Source organism: Polaromonas sp. CG_23.6 (genome assembly GCF_029892315.1).
In the GTDB taxonomy this organism is placed as follows: Bacteria; Pseudomonadota; Gammaproteobacteria; order Burkholderiales; family Burkholderiaceae_C; genus Polaromonas.
Map to the genome: position 1 here is coordinate 3,983,029 of NZ_JARXUY010000001.1, position 19,802 is coordinate 4,002,830.

Annotated in this window: 16 protein-coding genes; 9 read left to right on the forward strand and 7 right to left on the reverse strand. The window is 60.5% G+C overall.

The features are described from left to right. The first annotated feature begins 1 nt into the window (after position 1). Positions 2 to 685 carry a response regulator transcription factor gene (locus H4V98_RS18850; protein ID WP_196861948.1) on the forward strand — a complete coding sequence of 228 codons (684 nt, stop codon included), beginning with the start codon at positions 2 to 4 and terminating at the stop codon, positions 683 to 685. A 119-nt stretch (positions 686 to 804) separates the two neighbouring features. After that, the gene (gene icmF, locus H4V98_RS18855) at positions 805 to 4,098 is read left to right on the forward strand and encodes a fused isobutyryl-CoA mutase/GTPase IcmF (protein WP_196861947.1); all 3,294 of its coding nucleotides are present in this window, start codon (positions 805 to 807) and stop codon (positions 4,096 to 4,098) included. 126 nt (positions 4,099 to 4,224) lie between these two features. Here the strand turns inward: icmF and H4V98_RS18860 are convergent, their stop codons facing one another. After that, positions 4,225 to 4,386: a hypothetical protein gene (locus H4V98_RS18860; protein WP_196861946.1), complete on the reverse strand. Its 162-nt coding sequence runs from the start codon at positions 4,384 to 4,386 to the stop codon at positions 4,225 to 4,227. Between the two features lie 139 nt (positions 4,387 to 4,525). After that, on the reverse strand, positions 4,526 to 5,461 hold the full coding sequence (locus tag H4V98_RS18865) for a polysaccharide deacetylase family protein (RefSeq protein ID WP_280757832.1): 936 nt from the start codon (positions 5,459 to 5,461) through the stop codon (positions 4,526 to 4,528). 184 nt (positions 5,462 to 5,645) lie between these two features. Between H4V98_RS18865 and H4V98_RS18870 the strand changes: the two genes are divergently transcribed. Then, on the forward strand, positions 5,646 to 6,911 hold the full coding sequence (locus H4V98_RS18870; RefSeq protein WP_196861944.1) for a glycosyltransferase family 4 protein: 1,266 nt from the start codon (positions 5,646 to 5,648) through the stop codon (positions 6,909 to 6,911). 82 nt (positions 6,912 to 6,993) lie between these two features. On the opposite strand, the gene H4V98_RS18875 is transcribed toward H4V98_RS18870, so the two are convergent. Next, positions 6,994 to 8,076, reverse strand: coding sequence for a DUF6352 family protein (locus H4V98_RS18875; protein ID WP_348535228.1), 1,083 nt, complete (start codon positions 8,074 to 8,076; stop codon positions 6,994 to 6,996). Between the two features lie 414 nt (positions 8,077 to 8,490). Here H4V98_RS18875 and H4V98_RS18880 point away from each other — a divergent pair, with 414 nt between their 5' ends. The 5 genes from H4V98_RS18880 to H4V98_RS18900 all read left to right on the forward strand — a co-directional run bounded on the left by H4V98_RS18880 (position 8,491) and on the right by H4V98_RS18900 (position 13,313). Next, positions 8,491 to 9,264 (forward strand): ABC transporter ATP-binding protein, encoded by a 774-nt coding sequence (locus tag H4V98_RS18880; RefSeq protein ID WP_196861942.1) that lies wholly within the window; start codon positions 8,491 to 8,493, stop codon positions 9,262 to 9,264. 2 nt (positions 9,265 to 9,266) lie between these two features. Beyond that, positions 9,267 to 9,971, forward strand: a complete 705-nt coding sequence (locus H4V98_RS18885) for an ABC transporter ATP-binding protein (RefSeq protein ID WP_196861941.1) — start codon at positions 9,267 to 9,269, stop codon at positions 9,969 to 9,971. Positions 9,972 to 10,039: 68 nt separating this feature from the next. Further along, on the forward strand, positions 10,040 to 11,233 hold the full coding sequence (locus tag H4V98_RS18890) for an ABC transporter substrate-binding protein (protein ID WP_196861940.1): 1,194 nt from the start codon (positions 10,040 to 10,042) through the stop codon (positions 11,231 to 11,233). An 81-nt stretch (positions 11,234 to 11,314) separates the two neighbouring features. Then, positions 11,315 to 12,199, forward strand: a complete 885-nt coding sequence (locus H4V98_RS18895) for a branched-chain amino acid ABC transporter permease (protein ID WP_196861939.1) — start codon at positions 11,315 to 11,317, stop codon at positions 12,197 to 12,199. 145 nt (positions 12,200 to 12,344) lie between these two features. Beyond that, positions 12,345 to 13,313, forward strand: a complete 969-nt coding sequence (locus tag H4V98_RS18900) for a branched-chain amino acid ABC transporter permease (RefSeq protein ID WP_196861938.1) — start codon at positions 12,345 to 12,347, stop codon at positions 13,311 to 13,313. Between the two features lie 125 nt (positions 13,314 to 13,438). On the opposite strand, the gene H4V98_RS18905 is transcribed toward H4V98_RS18900, so the two are convergent. Both H4V98_RS18905 and dbpA read right to left on the reverse strand, forming a co-directional pair. After that, on the reverse strand, positions 13,439 to 14,212 hold the full coding sequence (locus H4V98_RS18905; protein ID WP_196861937.1) for an SDR family NAD(P)-dependent oxidoreductase: 774 nt from the start codon (positions 14,210 to 14,212) through the stop codon (positions 13,439 to 13,441). Between the two features lie 83 nt (positions 14,213 to 14,295). Further along, complete coding sequence (gene dbpA, locus H4V98_RS18910; protein WP_196861936.1) at positions 14,296 to 15,717, reverse strand: ATP-dependent RNA helicase DbpA; 1,422 nt, start codon at positions 15,715 to 15,717, stop codon at positions 14,296 to 14,298. 103 nt (positions 15,718 to 15,820) lie between these two features. Between dbpA and H4V98_RS18915 the strand changes: the two genes are divergently transcribed. Continuing rightward, positions 15,821 to 16,669, forward strand: coding sequence for a phosphatase PAP2 family protein (locus H4V98_RS18915; protein WP_196861935.1), 849 nt, complete (start codon positions 15,821 to 15,823; stop codon positions 16,667 to 16,669). Between the two features lie 220 nt (positions 16,670 to 16,889). Here H4V98_RS18915 and H4V98_RS18920 read toward each other — a convergent pair whose 3' ends face one another. Together H4V98_RS18920 and H4V98_RS18925 are read right to left on the reverse strand one after the other, a co-directional pair. Next, on the reverse strand, positions 16,890 to 17,570 hold the full coding sequence (locus tag H4V98_RS18920) for a Fe2+-dependent dioxygenase (RefSeq protein ID WP_196861934.1): 681 nt from the start codon (positions 17,568 to 17,570) through the stop codon (positions 16,890 to 16,892). 8 nt (positions 17,571 to 17,578) lie between these two features. Continuing rightward, positions 17,579 to 19,756, reverse strand: a complete 2,178-nt coding sequence (locus H4V98_RS18925; RefSeq protein ID WP_231376511.1) for a TonB-dependent siderophore receptor — start codon at positions 19,754 to 19,756, stop codon at positions 17,579 to 17,581. Positions 19,757 to 19,802: the final 46 nt, after the last annotated feature.

Sequence of the window (19,802 nt, forward strand, 5' to 3'; positions counted from 1 at the left end):
TATGACGAACAAAATCCGCCTCATTCTGGTCGATGACCACCCTTTTGTGCGCGACGGTGTGCGCATGCGGCTGGAGGCCACGGACGATATCCGGGTGGTCGGTGAAGCCGGCAGCGTTGATGAGGCCATGGAGCTGGCTGCCGAGCTGGGCGAGGACGATGCGCCGCACATCGTACTCACCGACATCAGCATGCGCGGCGCCAGTGGCATTGAGCTGGCGGCGCTGTTTCAACTGCATTTTCCTGGCATCGATGTGCTGGTGCTGTCGATGCACAACAGCGTCGAGTACGTCAAACGCGCCGTGGAGTCCGGTGCAAAAGGCTACGTGCTCAAGGACGCCCCTGCCCTGGAACTGGTCAATGCGATTCGCGCGGTGCATGCGGGTGAAACCTTTTTCAGCCCTGAACTTCAGCATTACCTGGAAGGCTTTCCAGTCCCCAGCGGCGCCGGCAGCCCCCTGACGCCCAAGGAGTCGGCTACGCTGGCATGGCTGGCCTGCGGCTACTCCAACAAGCAAATTGCCCGGGAGCTCGGCATGTCGGTGCGCACGGTGGAAACCCATCGGCTCAACTTGCGCCGCAAGCTGCGCATCACCGGCCAGGCCGAACTGGTGAAATATGCAATAGACCACATGCTGCCGCTGAAAAAGCTTCAGGCAGACCAGACCCTGCAGGAGCAAGCTTGAAGATGCGCACCAAGAGCCTAAAAGGATTTGCATGTTTTTTTGATTGACGTTTACGTAAACGTAATAACATAGCGTTCCAGCATATCCCAGTGCGCGCAACCCTACAGGAAACAATTTCCATGACCGACCTGTCCGCCGACTACAAGGCCCTTGCCAGCTACCGCCCCACCAACAAAGTGCGCTTTATCACCGCTGCCAGCCTGTTCGACGGCCATGACGCGGCGATCAACATCATGCGGCGCATTCTGCAGGGCATGGGCGCCGAGGTGGTTCACCTGGGCCACAACCGCAGCGTTGACGAAGTTGTGACGGCGGCACTGCAGGAAGACGCGCAGGGCATCGCCATCAGTTCCTATCAAGGCGGACATGTCGAGTATTTCAAGTACATGGTGGACTTGCTGAAAAGCCGGGGCGGCGAGCACATCCAGGTGTTTGGCGGCGGCGGCGGCGTCATCGTCGGGCCGGAAATCCGCGAACTCCAGGCTTATGGCGTGGCGCGCATCTTCAGCCCCGAGGACGGCCAGCGCATGGGTTTGGCCGGCATGATTGGCGAAATGGTGATGCGTTGCGACAAGGACATCAGCGGCTACGCGCCCAGCCACGTTGAAGCCATAGAAGGCCACAACGAGATGGCTTGGCGCGCGCTGGCCCAGCTCATCACCGCACTTGAAGAAAACAAGGCAGATGAGACGCTTGTGCAAGCTGTACGGGCGCAAGCCGCTACTAAAAAAATACCGGTTCTGGGCATTACCGGCACCGGCGGCGCAGGCAAATCCAGTCTGACCGACGAGCTGATTCGCCGCCTGCGACTCGACCAGGGCGACGAGTTGCGCGTGGCGCTGATCAGCATCGACCCGTCGCGGCGCAAAAGCGGTGGTGCGTTGCTCGGCGACCGCATCCGCATGAACGCCATCAACCCCTGGAGCCAGGGTCAACGCGTGTTCATGCGCTCGCTCGCCACGCGCGACTTCGGCTCTGAAATCAGCAAGGCGTTGCCTGACGTGATTGCCGCCTGCAAGGCCGCCGGCTTTGACCTGATCATTGTGGAAACCTCCGGCATCGGCCAGGGCGACGCGGCCATCGTGCCGCATGTCGATGTGCCGATGTATGTGATGACGCCCGAGTTCGGCGCGGCCAGCCAGCTGGAAAAAATCGACATGCTCGACTTTGCCGAGTTCGTGGCCATCAACAAATTCGACCGCAAGGGCGCGCTCGACGCCCTGCGCGACGTGGCCAAGCAGGTGCAACGCAACAAGGAAGCCTGGACCACGCCGGCCGACCAGATGCCGGTGTTCGGCACCATGGCCGCACGCTTCAACGACGATGGTGTGACAGCGCTCTACCAGGCGCTCAAAATCCGGCTCAGCGCACTGGGTCTGAACCTGACCGATGGCGCGTTGCCGCTGGTCAATGTGCGCCACAGCACCAACCAGACGCCAGTGGTTCCTGCCGCCCGCACCCGCTACCTGGCCGAGATCACCGACACAGTGCGTGGCTACAAAAAGCGTGGCAAGGAGCAGGCCGCGCTGGCCCGGCAAATCCAGCAGCTGCGTGCCACCTCCGGCATGCTCAGCGCCAGCAAATCAGACAAGACGAATGCCGTGGAAGCGGTGATCAGCCTCGCCGTGGAGCGCGAGCAGATTCAAGAGCCCAGCGCCAAAAAGCTGCTGGCCCAATGGCCTGAAATGCAGAAAGCCTATGCAGGCGACGAATATGTCGTCAAAATTCGCGACAAGGAAATCCGCACGCAATTGACCAGCAAGTCACTGAGCGGCACCACCATCCGCAAGGTCTGCTTGCCGACCTACGAAGACCATGGCGAGATTCTGAAATGGCTGATTCTGGACAACGTGCCCGGCAGCTACCCTTACACCGCCGGCACTTTTGCCTTCAAGCGCGAGGGCGAAGACCCGACCCGTATGTTCGCGGGCGAAGGCGACCCGTTCCGGACCAACACGCGCTTCAAGCTGCTGAGCGACGGCATGGCCGCCAAACGACTGTCCACCGCGTTTGACTCGGTCACCCTCTACGGCAACGACCCGGACCCGCGTCCCGACATCTACGGCAAGGTCGGCAACTCGGGGGTGTCCATCGCTACGCTGGACGACATGAAGGTGCTGTACGGCGGGTTTGACCTGTGCAGCCCGACCACCAGCGTGTCGATGACCATCAACGGCCCGGCGCCCAGCATTCTGGCGATGTTCATGAACACTGCCATTGACCAGAACATCGACAAGTTCAAGACCGACAACGGCCGCGACCCGACCGACACCGAAATCGCCAAGATCCGCGAATGGGTGCAAGCCAACGTGCGCGGCACGGTGCAGGCCGATATCCTGAAGGAAGACCAGGGCCAGAATACCTGCATTTTCAGCACCGAGTTCAGTTTGAAGGTGATGGGCGACATCGCCGAATACTTTGTGCACCACAACGTGCGCAACTTCTACAGCGTGTCGATCAGCGGCTACCACATCGCGGAAGCCGGTGCCAACCCGATCAGCCAGCTGGCCTTTACGCTGAGCAACGGCTTCACGTTTGTCGAAGCCTACCTGGCGCGCGGCATGCACATCGACGACTTCGCGCCCAACCTGTCATTCTTCTTCAGCAACGGCATGGACCCCGAATACACGGTGATGGGACGCGTGGCGCGCCGCATCTGGGCCGTGGCGATGAAGGAAAAATACGGCGCGAACGAACGCAGCCAGAAACTGAAATACCACATCCAGACATCGGGTCGCAGCCTGCACGCGCAGGAAATCCAGTTCAACGACATTCGCACCACGCTGCAGGCGCTGATTGCGATTTACGACAACTGCAATTCGCTGCACACCAACGCGTTTGACGAAGCCATCACCACGCCGACCGAAGACTCTGTGCGCCGCGCGATGGCGATCCAGCTCATCATCAACCGCGAATGGGGCCTGGCGAAGAACGAAAACCCGAGCCAGGGTGCCTTCATCATCGAAGAACTCACCGAACTGGTGGAAGAAGCTGTGCTGACCGAGTTCCAGAACATCGCCGACCGGGGCGGCGTGCTGGGCGCCATGGAAACAGGCTACCAGCGTGGCCGCATCCAGGACGAGTCCATGCACTACGAGATGCTCAAGCACACCGGCGAGCTGCCGATCATTGGCGTCAACACCTTTCGCAACCCGCATGGCGACGCGGTGCATGACAAGCTCGAACTTGCCCGCTCGACCGACGAGGAAAAACAAAGCCAGCTCAAGCGCCTGGAAGACTTCCACACCCGCCACGCCCATGAAGCACCGGCACAGCTCAAGCGCCTGCAGCAGGCGGTGATCGAGAACAGTAACGTGTTTGACGTGCTGATGGACGCGGTGCGCGTCTGCTCGCTCGGGCAGATCACCAATTCGCTGTTCGAAGTCGGCGGCCAGTACCGTCGCAATATGTGATCTTCCCCAGCGCCGGCCTCGAATCCGGCGCTGAAAAAAAAACCCGGACAACCGCAGCGGATCGCGCCTCGGTAGTCCGGGTTTCTTTTTGGCCGAGCAATAAGATGCCCGGGCCAGTCCCTTGGCTTAACCCTGGTGGGGACGCTTGCCTGGGTTCTTTTTGCTGCGGGTGTGGGCACCGCGCTCAAGGCTGCATTTCTGGCCGTTGCCAGTGGTGATGGTGTAGCCTTTTGGCGGCACAGGCTTGGCTGCGCAGATGTCGGCCTCGACTCTGATTTTCTTGGACATGGAAGACTCCGGGTTAAAAATGGGCTGAACGGCTGATTTTAAGCCACTGTGCGCTGGCACCTGTATTTACCTGGTCAATTCGCCAAAGACCACCTTGATGCCAGCAGCAACGGCGGCGCCAGGCGCAGTCTCTCGCGCTTCATGCCGACTGCATCATCGTCTTAAGCATATGACTGGGAACAAATCGGGCGCCAAACAGGCGACATTGCCGACGGATGTCCTGCCCGCCCTGGAAAAAGAATCGCCCGAGCAGCATGCGGGAATCGCTGTCCAGCGGCACTCGGGGGGGGCGCGGCGCCACTGTGAACCCCACGCGCAGCCCTGCCGCCACGGCCACATCGACGGCAACAGAAGAGTTGTTGCCGTTGGGATATGCAATGGCAACAGGTCGATAGCCCACCAGGTCGGCCAGTGCGTTCTGGCACGCCGTGATCTGGTCAACCATTTCGGCAGGCGTACAGTTCGTAAGGATGGCATGGTCGCGCGTGTGGTTACCCACATGGACCCAGGGATTGAGCGCGAACTGCCCCAGCTCACGCGGCGTGAACGGGCGATCAATGTCGCCTTTGGGCTTGAGCACCGCCGGGCCGAAACGCTCGACAAGACAGGCATCAATCTTTTCAGGGGTCAGCATCTTGAGTTGCTCTATCTCGGACTTCTGCCGGTCCGGACTGAGGCCGCTGCGCGTCAACTCGCGGCTGAAGGCATCCCACCAGAAGGCCTTGTTCTGTTGCACATGGTCAGTGGACACAAAAAAAGTCGCGGGAACACGGAACTGGTTCAGCACATCGAGCGCCAGCATATTATTGAAGTAACCGTCGTCAAACGTGATCGTGAGGTAGCGCCGGCCCGGCAAAAGCCCGGCATCGATCTGGGCAGGCGACACGACGGTGTAATCATTTTCAAGCATCTCTTCGACAAACCCACGAAAGTCCGCCACAGTCACGTGCTGGTTCGGTGCCAGGTCGCGGCTGGCAAGCTGTGCCCGGCTCTCGTACAGCGAGTGAAACAGAACGTTGACCAGGGCATTCGGGGCAACGGCGCCACGGTCGACTGCTATTGCAATGTCATCCACTGCTTTCAACCCTTGTTTCATTAGTTGCTTCAGCATGTTCGCCTTGAAGTATTCAAATTGACCTCCTTGCGGCTTCCAAAATGTTTTACCTGTAACAGAATAAAAATTAGCAAATACGTATATGTTGCTAGTGCATTATTGCGCAACACTGTCTGCCAATTTGCATCACTCTTGTCCAAAATAAATGAAGGATTCTCACCATTCGAAACGCCAGCAATCAAGGGCAACACTAACACCTCAAGTCGACGCAAGCTATATTTATATCGCCTGCCCCTGGTCGCCCGGTGGAGGCGGCATGTACAAGGTGGCCGACTACCTGATCCAGTGCCAGGCCGAGCACTTGCCCAATGGATCGGCGCGTCTGCGCGCACTGGACACACGCGGTTCGAGTGGCCCTCAATATTCTCTTTGGGTCCTGCTGATAGCCATTATGAGGATTGCAGCAGGCCGGCTGCAGGGCCGCCTGGCAGGCGTGCATGTCAACGTGGCCACCCGCATGAGCCTGTTCCGCAAAGGCACCTTGATCGTGGCATGCGCAGTGATGGGCGTGCCAACAGTGCTGCACCTGCATGCGCAGATGAATGGGTTTTATGACAGGTTGCCAGCGGTGCTTCGCTGGCTGACACGCTGGGTTTTTTCCTTGCCGCAAGGTGTGCTCGTGATCGGTCCTGGCGCCAAGGCCTTTGTCATCGATGTTCTGCATGTGCCGGCTGACAGGGTGCAGACCATCATCAATGGCGTGCCGGAGCCCGACAGCGTGCCGCAAGCGGTGCCTGGCAGCCCGCTGCATCGCGTTCTCTTCCTGGCCAACCTGTCGGATCGCAAAGGATTGCTGGACCTGCTGCAGGCGCTGGCGCATCCGGCGCTCGACACATCCGGCTTGATCGTCACAATTGCGGGGGGCGGCAATGTGGCCGCTTACCTTGCCAAGGCGCGCGCGCTGGGCGTCAGTGATCTGGTGCGGTTTGAAGGTTGGTGCGACCAGCGCAAGGTCAGCCGTCTTTTAGCGAATTCCGACTTGCTGGTATTGCCTTCGCACGACGAAGTGCTGCCACTGGCCATCCTGGAAGCTATTGCCCATGGCGTGGCTGTCGTCACGACGGCGGTAGGCGAGATTCCATCCTTGCTGACCGATGGCATCAACGCTGTATTCGTGACAGTAGCCAGTCCCGCAAGCATAGCCGCCGGCATGCAGAAGGTTTTAAAAACGCCGGGTCTGAAGCAAACCCTGGCAAGAAACGGCCGTGCGCTGTATAGGCAGCATTTTTGCCTGTCGCGTTTTTTTTCTAATATTGCCAGCGTTCATCAACAGTGTTTCGGGGTGGCCAGTTGCATGAAGGAAACGTCGCCATCGGTAAAGGATTTGCAGGAGCAGGCCGACGGTGACGCGTCGGTTTCTGATGACAAGCCGGCGCATACAGAACTCAACAGCCGTCCCGCATCGCATTGAGATGGCTGGTCCGGTCTCAGAAGGCTTGCCGGCAAGGCCCAAGCTGAGGGCACAAGGCGCGTTACAACTGGCGCACATGCCTTCATTGCAGCCAGGAACGCAATGGCAGGTTCACCAGCAGGTTTTGCGGCTTGACCCGAAGCACGCCCTCTGCATTCATCATCAGCCCCAGATAGACCGGCTTGCCCGCCACGTCGGTGCGCATCTCCTGCGGGTCTACAAAATCAAGGCGAAACAGGCTGACCAGCCGATTCAGCCTTTGGGCTGCCACGTCCCGGCCTTCATACAGGTCGTTGAGCAGCGCCGTTGCTTCAGTGTCCAGCCCCAGATGCCAGCGCCAGGCATCGTCATCGATCTTTTGTAGCGGCCGGATGGTGACGCCGACGCCCAGGAAATGGCGAACCCATTTTTGCAGCACACTGGCCAATGCCTTAAGGCCAGAGCGCGCCCGGGTCATTTTCAGCACCAGGCCATGGCTCAGGTCCGTCGTGACTTCATGCGTGAGGTCGAGCAAAAAGGCATGGCGGTCGGCCTGCGTCCAGTAATCCGGCGCATTGTCCTCGCCTAGCACCTTCAGGCTGATGGTTGCCAGAGGCGCCTTGGCCTCCGCCAGAAAGCGTCCGAAGTCACCCAGCCCCCCGGTTTCGCTGAACATGTCAATCACGTCGCGGTCACCGCTTAGTACCTGGCCGTCCTGCGTGCTGATGCGCTGGGGGCGAAACAGCATTTCACCAGCGCGCACTTCGTAGGCATCGTTTGATTCATGCAGCAGGTTGTGGGTGATGGCCTGCGCCAGCAAATCGATGAACAGCGGTGGAATGGTGATGACCCCTGTTCCGTCGCGCGCGAACAGGCTCAGGTAATAAGCTTCCAGCGTGCCGGCGGCCAGCAGGCCATCGCGAAAGCGCAGGAAGAACTGGTAACTGGCGCGGACATCGGAGTCTTCTACCTTTTCCAGATCGGCAGGCGTGACCAGCCCCGACGGCAATGCCAGCAGGGCCGCATGCAAAGCGCGTTCGGCCGGGCAGGATTCCGGCATCAGCGCCAATTCAGGACGGCCCAGGAAAAGCCGCAGGTAGTCGTCGGTCGGCAGCAGCCAGCCACGAGGGTTGCGCTGAAGCGGGGTGAAGCCGCTGGAAGGCCAGAAGTTTTGCATGGTCGCCATGGTCGCACAGTGCAGCAGAGCCATCCGGAAAGACCGTAAATTTTTTTTAATAGCAGTCCATGCTTATCAGTCATGCGGAAATTGCACTTTTCACTCAAAAATGTCACCCAATTGGCTGGTTGCCATGGCTGTTCAGCCACCATTAAAGCCGGCGCCTGGCACAGACTGTTGGCCATGACCATTGAAGCTTTGTGGCGAACAATCTGCTGAATTCAAGGCTTTGCTTTCAATCCAGTGGACGCATCCGGAAAAGGCATCAGGCGTTAACTTTTCATTACGAAAAACTACTTAAGGGTCTAACCCGGTATTTTCACCAGTGGTGTCTGGCTAAGATCAAGGCCTGTGTTTCACGAAACCAAACTGACTTTTTTCAAGACGTAACGTGAAGTCAATTCAACCTGCCGGAGAGCCAATTTGCCAGTGGATTTCATTCTTGAAACGCGCAGCCTGACCAAGGAATTCAAGGGATTCATTGCCGTCAACAACGTGGACCTGAAAGTTCAACGCGGGCACATTCATGCGCTCATTGGCCCCAATGGCGCCGGCAAGACGACCTTCTTCAACTTGCTGACCAAGTTCCTGACGCCCACGCGCGGCAGCATCACCTTCAACGGCACGGACATCACTTTTGAAAAGCCGGCACAAACCGCACGGCGCGGCATCGTCCGTTCATTCCAGATTTCCGCTGTGTTCCCGCACATGACGGTACTGGAAAACGTGCGCGCTGCGCTGCAACGCAACGAGGGCACTTCGTTTCATTTCTGGAAAGCCGAAAGCACGTTGTTCCACCTGCACGATCGAGCCCTGGAACTCCTGGCTGAAGTCGATTTGAGCGACTTTGCCAACGAGCTTACCGTCAGCCTGCCGTATGGCCGCAAGCGTGCGCTGGAACTGGCAACCACACTGGCGCTGGAGCCCGAGCTGATGCTGCTGGACGAACCCACGCAGGGCATGGGCCACGAAGACGTGGACCGGGTCACGCAACTGATCAAGAAAGTTTCGGCCGGCCGCACCATCTTGATGGTCGAGCACAACATGAACGTGGTGTCGTCGATTGCCGACCGCATCACGGTGCTGCAGCGCGGCGCCATCATTGCCGACGGCCCGTATGACGAAGTGGCCAAAAACCCGCTGGTCATCGAAGCCTACATGGGCAGCGCAGACACCGAACTGCAGGGAGCACACTGACCATGGGCAAAGAATTCCTGCGCATCGAAGACCTTAACGCCTGGTATGGCGAGTCGCACATTTTGCATGGCGTCAACCTGACAGTGAACGAGGGCGAAGTCGTCACCCTGCTCGGCCGCAACGGCGCTGGCCGCACGACCACGCTGCGCGCCATCGTCGGCCTGACCGGGGCGCGCAAGGGCTCGATCAAGATCAACGGCGAGGAAGCCCTGAAACTCGCACCGCACAAGGTGGCCAGGCTCGGCGTGGGCTACTGCCCCGAGGAGCGCGGCATTTTTGCCAGCCTCTCGACCGAGGAAAACCTGATGTTGCCGCCGACGATTGCACCGGGGGGCATGAGCATCGACGATATCTACGCCATGTTCCCCAACCTGAAGGAGCGCGCCAGCAGCCCCGGCACCCGTCTGTCGGGCGGCGAGCAGCAAATGCTGGCGGTGGCGCGCATCTTGCGCACCGGCGCGCGGCTGCTGCTGCTCGATGAAATTTCTGAAGGCCTGGCACCGGTGATCGTTCAAAAGCTCGCTGAAATGATCCTGGCGCTCAAGGCCAAGGGCTACACCATCGTGTTGGTCGAGCAGAATTTCCGCTTTGCCGCGCCGCTTGCCGACCGTTTCTATGTCATGGAGCACGGCCAGATCGTCAAACAGTTTGCCCAGTCCGAACTGGCCCAGAACATGGGCATGCTCCAGGAATACCTGGGCGTGTAGGCCACAAGCCTGCCCGCCTGTTTTCAACCCTTTCAACCCGATCAACCACGTATCCAGGAGACAAAAAAATGAAACTCAAACTACTTGCCCTCTCAATGACTCTCGGATTTGCCGCTGCTGCTTCGGCACAGAACACCGGTCCGGTCAAGATCGGTTTCATCACCGACATGTCCGGCCTGTATGCCGACATTGACGGCCCTGCCGGTGCCGAGATGGTCAAGTGGGCAGTGCAGGATTTCGGCGGCAAGGTCCTGAACCGTCCGGTTGAAGTGCTGACCGCCGACCACCAGAACAAGGCCGACGTTGCCTCATCCAAGGCCCGCGAATGGATCGACAAGGACGGCCTGTCGATGCTGATTGGCGGCACCAACTCCGGCACGGCCCTTGCCATGGCCAAGATCGCCGAGGAAAAGAAACGTCCTTTCATGGCAATTGGCCCCGGTTCGGCGCGTTTGACCAATGAAGCCTGCTCACCCTACACGGTGCACTACGCCTACGATACAGTAGCTCTGTCCAAGGTGGCGGGCACGGCCCTGGTGAAGTCCGGCGCCAAAAACTGGTTCTTCCTGACAGCCGACTATGCCTTTGGCTATTCGCTGGAAGGCGACGCGTCCAACGTGGTCAAGGCCAACGGAGGCACCGTCGCCGGCGCAGTGCGTCACCCGCTCAATGCGTCTGACTTCTCCTCCTTCTTGCTGCAGGCCCAATCGTCCAAGGCACAGGTTCTGGCGCTGGCCAATGCGGGCGGCGATTTCACCAATGCCATGAAAGCCGCGAAGGAATTCGGCATCACCAAGTCCATGAAGGTGGTCGGCTTGCTTGCGTTCATCAATGACATCCACAGCCTGGGCCTGGCCAACACCGAAGGACTGCAGCTGGCCGACAGCTGGTACTGGAACCAGGACGATGCATCGCGTGCCTTTGCCAAGCGTTTCTTTGACAAGTACAAGCGCATGCCCTCCAGCCTGCAGGCAGCCGACTATTCGGTCACGACAACTTACCTCAAGGCCGTCCAGGCCGCAGGGACGACCGATGCCGACAAGGTCATGGCGACGCTCAAGGGCATGAAGATCGACGACTTCTACAACAAGGGCCAGATCCGCGCCGACGGCCGGATGATCCACGACATGTACCTGTACCAGGTCAAGTCCTCGAAGGAATCGAGCGTGCCCTGGGACTACTACAAGCTGGTGGCCAAGGTTCCGGGCGACCAAGCCTTCACTACGGTGGCCGAGTCCAAGTGCGCACTGATCAAAAAATAAGCTGAAGCACGGGGCGGCTGGTCGCAGGAAGCGACCAGCCGCTTTTTTTAAATTTGGCAAGGTATGAACTGACGGTCACCCATGGAAATTTTCGGCATTCCCCATCAAGCGTTCCTGGGCCAGCTGCTGCTGGGCCTGGTCAACGGCGCGTTTTATGCCATGCTCAGCCTGGGACTGGCTGTCATTTTCGGCCTGCTCGGCGTGGTCAATTTCGCGCACGGCGCGCTTTACATGCTGGGCGCGTTTACCGCCTGGATCATGCTCGACAAATTCGGCATCAACTACTGGTTTGCCTTGTTTTTGGCACCCCTGGTGGTGGGTGCATTCGGCGTGGTGATCGAGCGGCTGTTCCTGAAACACCTGTACAAGCTCGACCCGTTGTATGGCTTGTTGCTGACCTTTGGCCTGGCGCTGGTTGTCGAAGGCGTTTTTCGCGAACTGTATGGCGCATCGGGCCAGTCGTATCCGGTTCCCGAGTTGCTGTCGGGCGCGACCAACTTGGGGTTCATGTTTCTGCCGAACTACCGGGCCTGGGTGGTGCTGGTGTCACTGGTGGTCTGCCTGGGCACCTGGTTCATCATCGAGCGCACGCGCCTGGGTGCTTATCTGCGCGCCGGGACTGAAAATTCTGCACTGGTGCAGACCTTCGGCATCAACGTGCCGATGATGGTCATGCTGACCTATGGCGCAGGCGCAGCACTGGCCGCACTGGCCGGTGTGCTGGCCGCCCCGATCATCCAGGTCAACCCGCTGATGGGCTCGAACCTCATCATCGTGGTGTTTGCGGTGGTGGTGATCGGCGGCATGGGCTCGATCTTGGGCTCGGTCATCACCGGCCTGGCACTCGGCCTGATCGAAGGCATGACACGGGTTTTCTACCCCGAAGCCTCCAACATTGTGGTCTTCGTCGTGATGGTTCTGGTACTGATGGTTCGCCCGGCCGGCTTGTTTGGCAAAGAAGCGTGAACATGGCCCCCACGCTCCCCACTTCGTGTGGTTCGCGACCCCCCGAGGGGGCTCCCCCGCCTGCAGTCCGGCAAAGCCGGTCCTGCGGCCGGAACTTGGGAATACAAGCCGCCGCACCGCATGCGCTGAATTTTGGAAACAAGCAATGAACACTTCGAAAAAAATTACCCGCATCACCTATATTGCACTCCTGGCGTTTCTGCTGGTCGCGCCGTTTATCGGGCTGTATCCGGTGTTTGTCATGAAGCTGCTGTGCTTTGCGCTGTTTGCCTGCGCGTTCAATCTGCTGCTGGGCTTTACCGGCCTGCTGTCGTTCGGCCATGCGGCGTTTTTCGGCTCGGCGGCCTACATCACGGGCTGGTTCGTCAAGTCGCAGAACTGGACGCCTGAAACAGCAATTCTGGCCGGCACCGTGGGCGCCGGGCTGATTGGGCTGGTGGTCGGCATGGTGGCGATTCGCCGGCAGGGCATTTACTTTGCCATGATCACGCTGGCCATTGCCCAGATGGTGTATTTCGTTTGCCTTCAGGCGCCGTTCACGGGCGGAGAAGATGGCCTGCAGGGTGTGCGGCGCGGCGAATTATTCGGCATGATTTCACTGCGGCCAGACAACACCATGTACTACTTTGTGGTGGCTGTTTTCGTGTTGTGCTTCCTGTTCATCACGCGCATCGTCAACTCGCCGTTCGGCCAGGTGCTCAAGATGATCCGGGAAAACGAGCCCCGCGCCATTTCACTGGGCTACCAGGTGGACCGCTACAAGCTGCTGGCTTTTACCTTGTCTGCGGCACTGGCCGGCCTGGCCGGCTCGCTCAAGACGCTGGTCATGGGCTTTGCCACGCTGTCCGACGTGCACTGGTCCATGTCCGGCGAGGTGATCCTGATGTCGCTGCTCGGCGGCGTGGGCACCTTCTTTGGCCCGGTGATGGGCGCGGGCATCGTGATTTCGTTGCAGAACCTGCTGGCCGACAAGGTCGGTTCATGGGTCACGGTCATCATCGGCGTGATCTTTGTGCTGTGCGTGTTGACCTTCCGCAAGGGCGTAGTCGGCGAGTTGCAGGCATTCCGCGAGCGCCGCAAGGCGGCTGCACAACTGGCGGAAAAACAGGCTTGAGGTTGCCATTTCCGAAAAAGTGCGCGCAGGTCAACTTGCTGCGCACTTTTTTATTTTGCTAGACTTTTGATAGCACCTTCTGCATATCCGCCTTGCGAAAACGCACTAAAAGCCTATATTTTCCGTCAAAACGGCAGCATCAGGCCCTGGTAGTCCAGCATGTTGCCGGTTTCGGCGGGCGTCACGCCGTTCAGCACGCTGAGCAGATCGCCGGCGGCTTCTTCCGCTGGCCGCACCTTCAGGCCGGTCTTGGCGAACGGTTGGCTCAGCGCGGTATCGACGGTGCCCGGATGCAGCGCGACGCAGACCGACTGGCGGTTGCGGCGGGTCATCTCAATCGACGCGGTCTTGACCAGCTGGTTCAGCGCCGCCTTCGATGCGCGGTAGCCATACCAGCCGCCCAGCGCGTTGTCGCTGATGCTGCCAACCTTGGCCGACAGAAAAGCCGCCACGCATCGGCCCTGCTTGGGAAGCAATGGCAAAAAATGCTTCATCACCAGCGCCGGGCCAATGGTGTTGACCTGGAACACATGGGCCAGGTAGCCGGCGTCCAGCTGGCTGAAACTGCGTTCGGGCTGGCCCTGCGGGCCGTGCAGAAAACCGCTGGCGACCACCAGCAGGCGAAGCTCCACTTGCTGCAAAGCACACTGCGCTGCCACCCAGTCCGCCGCCATTTTCAAACTGGCTTCATCGCCATAGTCGATGGCCGGAAGGCTGCTGCGGCTCAGTGCCAGCACCGCCGGACAGGGTTGCGGCCCGCCAGCCGTGCCGGAAAGATTAGCCACCAGCGCCGCGCCCAGGCCGCCAGCCGCGCCGATCACCAGCGCCGCGCCAATGGACGACTCGCCTGTGCCAGCCGCAGGAAAAAGGGTGGAATCATGATTTTCAGCAGCCGTCATATTGCTCCTTTATTAATAGCTAAAAAATCATGCACAGCATGCGCAAATGGCTTATTTGATCATTAAAATCTTCAGCGCCTGGCTCAAGCCTCGTCGTCCATCAGCCGAACGCGCACGCTTTTCCCCTTGACCTTGCCCATGGCCAGCTTGTGCAGGGCGTCGGCGGCAATGCGGCGGTCCACCGCCACATAGGTCGAGAACTCGTTGACGTTGATCTTGCCAATCTGTTCGCGGGTGAACACCGTGAAGCCATCGGCCTCGCCGGTCAGCGCGCCAAGCACGTCGCCGGCACGGATTTTTTCCTTGCGGCCGCCGACGATCTGCAGCGTTGCCATTGGCGGGCGCAGCGGCTCTTTGGCGGTCGGCGTCAGTTCTTCAATCTTGTGCCAGTCGGATTCGGTTTTTTGCAGCAGCTCGATCTTGCCGACAGAGCCCATTTCGTCCATCGTCGCCAGGCTGATGGCCCAGCCTTCCTCGTCGGCGCGGCCGGTGCGGCCGATGCGGTGGATGTGGATTTCGCTGTCCGGCGTCACATCGACGTTGATGACCATTTCCAGCTGCGAAATGTCCAGCCCGCGCGCGGCCACGTCGGTGGCCACCAGCACCGAGCAGCTGCGGTTGGCAAACTGCACCAGCACCTGGTCACGCTCGCGTTGCTCCAGCTCACCGTACAGCGCCAGCGCGATGAAGCCCCGGTCCTTCAGCAGTTGCACCAGCGCCCGGCATTGCGACTTGGTGTTGCAAAACGCCAGCGTGCTGACGGGCCGATAGTGGTTTAGCACCAGCGCCACCGCGTCCAGGCGCGCCTCGTCGTGGTCGGTGTCTTCGACCTGGTACCAGCGCTGGCGGATCTTGCTTTTTTCGTGCTGCGCCTGCACCGTGATGGTTTGCGGATTCTTCATGAACTGCTGGCTGATCTTGGCGATGCCTTCCGGGTAGGTGGCCGAAAACAGCAGCGTCTGGCGCTCTTTCGGGCACTGTTTGGCGACAGTGGCGATGTCGTCGAAAAAACCCATGTCGAGCATGCGGTCGGCTTCATCCAGCACCAGCGTGTTCATGGCTTCAAGGTTCAGATGGCCGCGCGCCAGGTGGTCCATGATGCGGCCCGGCGTGCCGACGACGATGTGCGCGCCATGCTCCAGGCTGGCGATCTGGTTGCGCAGGGCAACCCCGCCGCACAGCGTGACGACCTTGATGTTTTCCTCGGCGCGCGCCAGGCGGCGGATTTCGGTGGTGACCTGGTCGGCCAGCTCGCGCGTCGGGCACAGCACCATCGCCTGGATGGCAAAGCGGCGCGCGTTCAGGTTGGCCAGCAGCGCGATGCCGAAGGCGGCGGTCTTGCCGCTGCCGGTTTTTGCCTGGGCAATCAGGTCCTTGCCCAGCAAGGCGACTGGCAGGGCGGCGGCCTGGATCGGGGTCATCTGGGTGTAGCCCAGCTGGGTCAGGTTGGCCAGCACATGGGCCGGCAGGGAAAGGGTCGCGAAGTCAGTAGGGGAAGATGTCATGGGACGATTATCGTGACTTGGCCTGACACCCCACTGGCGGCCCGCCCGACAGGCTGATTTGCTAGACTTGCCAAGGCCCGACCGCCTCACGCCCCCCCCCATCATGAACTTCAACGCCGCCGCTTATACCCCGCTCATCGAAAGCATAGGCGCCCATGCGCTGCCCCTGTTCCTGGGGGTGCTACCGGCGTTGATGCTTTCAGTTGCAGCCCTTTGGGGCCTTGCCCAGCGCTACGCGGTGCCGCGTGACAACATGCGCTTGTCGCCCAGCGCCTACCTGCTGATGCGGCTGGGCCTGGGTTTTGGGGTGGTCGTGGGCGGGGCGTTGCTGTTCGCCGTGCTGGCCGAGCAGCTGTTGGAACCAGGCCACGCGCAGCGCATGGGCGCACTCGATAACCTGCTTTCAGTCGCTGTGGGCCGCAGCTTGCCTGCTTCGGCGCTGCAGTTTTTTGCCGCTTTCACCCACTTGGCCGACACCGCCTGGCTGAGCCTGCTGGCCGCTGTCGTCGCAGCCCTGCTCATTAGTCGACAGCGCCGCTGGCTGGCGTTGGGCTGGATAGTCGCGATCGCGGGCAACGCATTGCTCAATACCGCGCTCAAAAGCATTTTTGCGCGCACCCGGCCCGTTCACGACAACCTGCTGTACACGGCCAGTGGCTGGAGCTTTCCCAGCGGCCACAGCTCGGGTGCGGTGGTGGTGTACGGCATGCTGGCGTATGTGTTGCTGCGTACCTGGCCCCGAGCGCAATCCAGCCGCGCGGTCAGCCTGCTGATCGTGGTGGTGGCCAGCGCCATTGCCTTCACCGTGGGCTGCAGCCGCGTTTTTATTCAGGTCCACTATGCGAGCGACGTTCTGGCGGGTTTTGCGTCTGGCAGCGTGTGGCTGGCGGTGTGCATTGGCAGCATGGAAACGGTGCGGCACCGGTATGGAAATTTGGTCGGACGCGTTTGACAATTACGCCTGGCAAACCCAACAGGCAAGGGGCTTTTAACGTCAGCCACTGTTGGCCCGGCCCAAAAACATCGCAAGGGGCGCTTGCCGCTGCGAAAGGCAAGCGCCCAGTGGCTGGAATCGTCCACAAACACGGGCGAACCAGCACGCGGCCCACCAGGTGGACGCCGCGCTCCGGCATCGTCGCTTCAATCCCGTTCCGGCTCAGCCGGTCAGCGGCTTAACACTCCGACCAGCGCCGCAACAGGTTGTTGTAAAGCCCGGTCAGGCGCACCAGTGCCGGGTCGGTCTCGCCACAGCGCTGGCGCAGGTCGATCAGGGCCAGGTCCATCTCATGGAGCTGGCGTCGGCATTCAGTGTCCTTGACCACGCTCTGCATGAAAAAGTAGCAGGCCACGCGCTCGCCGCGTGTGATGGGTGTGACCTGGTGGATTGCGCCCGATGGGTAGATCACCAGGCTGCCTGCAGCCAGCTTCACGCACTGATCGCCTTGGGCGTTTTGGATACACAACTCACCGCCCTCGTAGCTGGCAGGGTCGCAGAGGAACAACGTGGCCGAAATGTCCGTGCGCAGCACGCTGCCGTCGGGCAGGTAGCGCAGCGTGCTGTCGGTGTGCCAGCCGTAGTGGCTGTGCTCTGTCGTGTAGCGGTTGAAGTTGGGCGGCACCACCTTGTACGGCAGCGCCGCCGACAGCAGCATCTCTGACCGATTGAGGGCGCGCATGACCGTTCGGCGCAAATCCATCAAACCGCCAAAGTCTTCGGGCAGTTGCAAGTTGTGCTTGACCGCCAGGGCTTGCGGTCCGGCGCTCAGGCCGCTGGCCCAGGGCGCACCGGCGAGCTGGCTGTGCACGGCGGCGACCTCTTGGCGGGTCAGCAGGTTGTCAAACGTGAGCAGCATGGACACGCTCAAAAATCGTGTCGCAAGGTGGCAATCAGCTGGCGTCCGTTGCCCGGAATGCCCTGCCCGCCGCCTTCAGCCAGCTGCTGGATGTAGCGCCTGTCCAGCGCGTTGTAGAGGTTCAAGCGGAGCTGCGTGCGGGGCGTGAATTTGTATGTGGCGTACAGGTCGGCCACGGTATAGCCAGGAATGCTTGCCTTCAAATTGCCCGTGGCTGATGGCTGCACGCCGCTGGTTTGGTCTGCAACGTACTGCAGGCCACCGCCCAGTGTCCAACGGTCGCCAATGTCGTACGTGGTGAAGACGTTGAACGAGTGCTTCGGCGTTCCGCCAAGTTGCTGGCCCACCGCAAAGGCGTTTGTGGGCGATGACGTCACCCGGGATTGGAGATAGGTGTACCCGCTGTAGAGCTTCCAGCGTTTGCTTACATTGCCGGCGGCCAGGACCTCAAAGCCATTGATGTGGTATTTGACGTTGGGGATTGTCACGTCACCCGCGACCGCCGCCGGAAACCGGCCTGCGGAGGTTTCAGTGCGAAACAGCGCCGCATTGAGGTCCAGGTTGGAGCCAATGTCCCATTTGGCCCCGAGCTCGATAGATCGCACCTTCTCGGGCGGGGTGTCAAAGCTGGCACCCACGATGGGCTCGGTGGCGCCCCCACCGGCGAGCTGAACCTGGTTGCGGTCAAAGGAGCCGGAGATGTTGAAAGCGCTGCCGTAGGCGGCATAAAGAGAGGTTGCCGGATTGAGCTTGTAAACCAGACCCGCGCTGTAGCTGAACACCTCGTCCTGGCGGTCGTGCGTGGTGTTGGCGACGGCATTGGCACCGGTGAAGCCGCGCCGCATGGCTTTGGCATCGACGCGGTCCCAACGGCCGCCCAAACTCAATTCCCATTTCGGCGAGAGCGTCAGCGTGTCAAGCAAGTACAGACCGACATCTTTCGTCTCAAAGCGGTAGACCGAACCGTCGTACACCGGTGCAGAGGCACCGATCACGCGCTGGGCAGGGTTGTAGAGCGAGGTGCTGGGGCCTTTTGTATCAAGGCGGCGACGGTTGGAGTAGCTGTACTGCGCCAGTTCCACGCCGGTCACCACATCATGCTGCACGCCCCCGGTGGCGAAGCTGAACAACAGGTCGGTCTGGTTGTTGAGGCCCTCGTCCGTCTGGTCGCGCGGCTTGGTATCGCCGCGTGCGGTAGTCGCATTGACGATGCGCGGCGACGAGGTGATTGAATCGTTGCCGACACGGCTCAGGCGCGTCTGGTTGCGCAGCACCAGGCCAGAATTGAAGCGGTGCCGCACGGTCAGCCCCAAATTGTTAACCATGACGTCCTTATAGTCGTCGAGGTGGCCATAAAAGTTGTTGAAGTTCAGCCCCTGCGGCACCACTCCCCCTTTGCCCAGAACATTAGTGCGGTCCAGCGGCAAGCCTGCATCCGGGAGGTCGTCTTGCCGACTGTGCAGAAAGTCGGCGGTGATCTGGGTTGGCCCGTTAAAACCCCAGGTGTAAGCGGCGTACAGGCCGTAACGGCTTTCCTCCGCCACATCGCGGCCCGGTTTGTCGGAGCGGTGGGTCATCAGGTTGATGCGTACTGCACTGTTGTCGCTCAGCGGTCGGTTCAGGTCGGCCGTGGCGCGAAAGTAATTGTCGGTGCCCACACTCACTTCGGCGCGGTTGAGCGCCTCCAGGCTGGGCTTCTTGGTGACGAAATTCACGGTGCCGCCAGCCGAGCCCCGGCCCGAGAAGGCAGAGTTGGGCCCTTTCACCACCTCCAGCTGGTCAATATAGAACGGGTCGCGAAAGTAGTTGCCCAGGTCCCGCGTACCGTTGACATTGAGGTCGTCGCGCGCATTGAAGCCCCGGATCTTGAGTTGATCGCCGCCGGGTGGGTTGCCTTCGCCGGCCTGCAGGCTGATACCGGGGATGTTGCGCAACGCGTCCTTGATGGAGGTGACGTTCTGCTCTTCGAGCAGGTCGCTGGGCAACACGCTGATGATGCGCGGCGTGTCCTTGAGGTCACGGGTGTACTTCAGGCTGTCCATCTGCTGGCCGCGAAAGTCGGTCACCCGAACCTCGTCCAGCGTGGGCGTGGCGCCTGCGTTCGGTGCAGCGCCACGGCCTTGCGCATGGGCAACGTGCGTGCCGGCCAGAGTGGTGGTGGCGATGGCAATTGCGTGCAAGAGCAAGGAGCGCTGTGCTGAATGGCGACGGGCGAAAGATGTAGAAGATGGC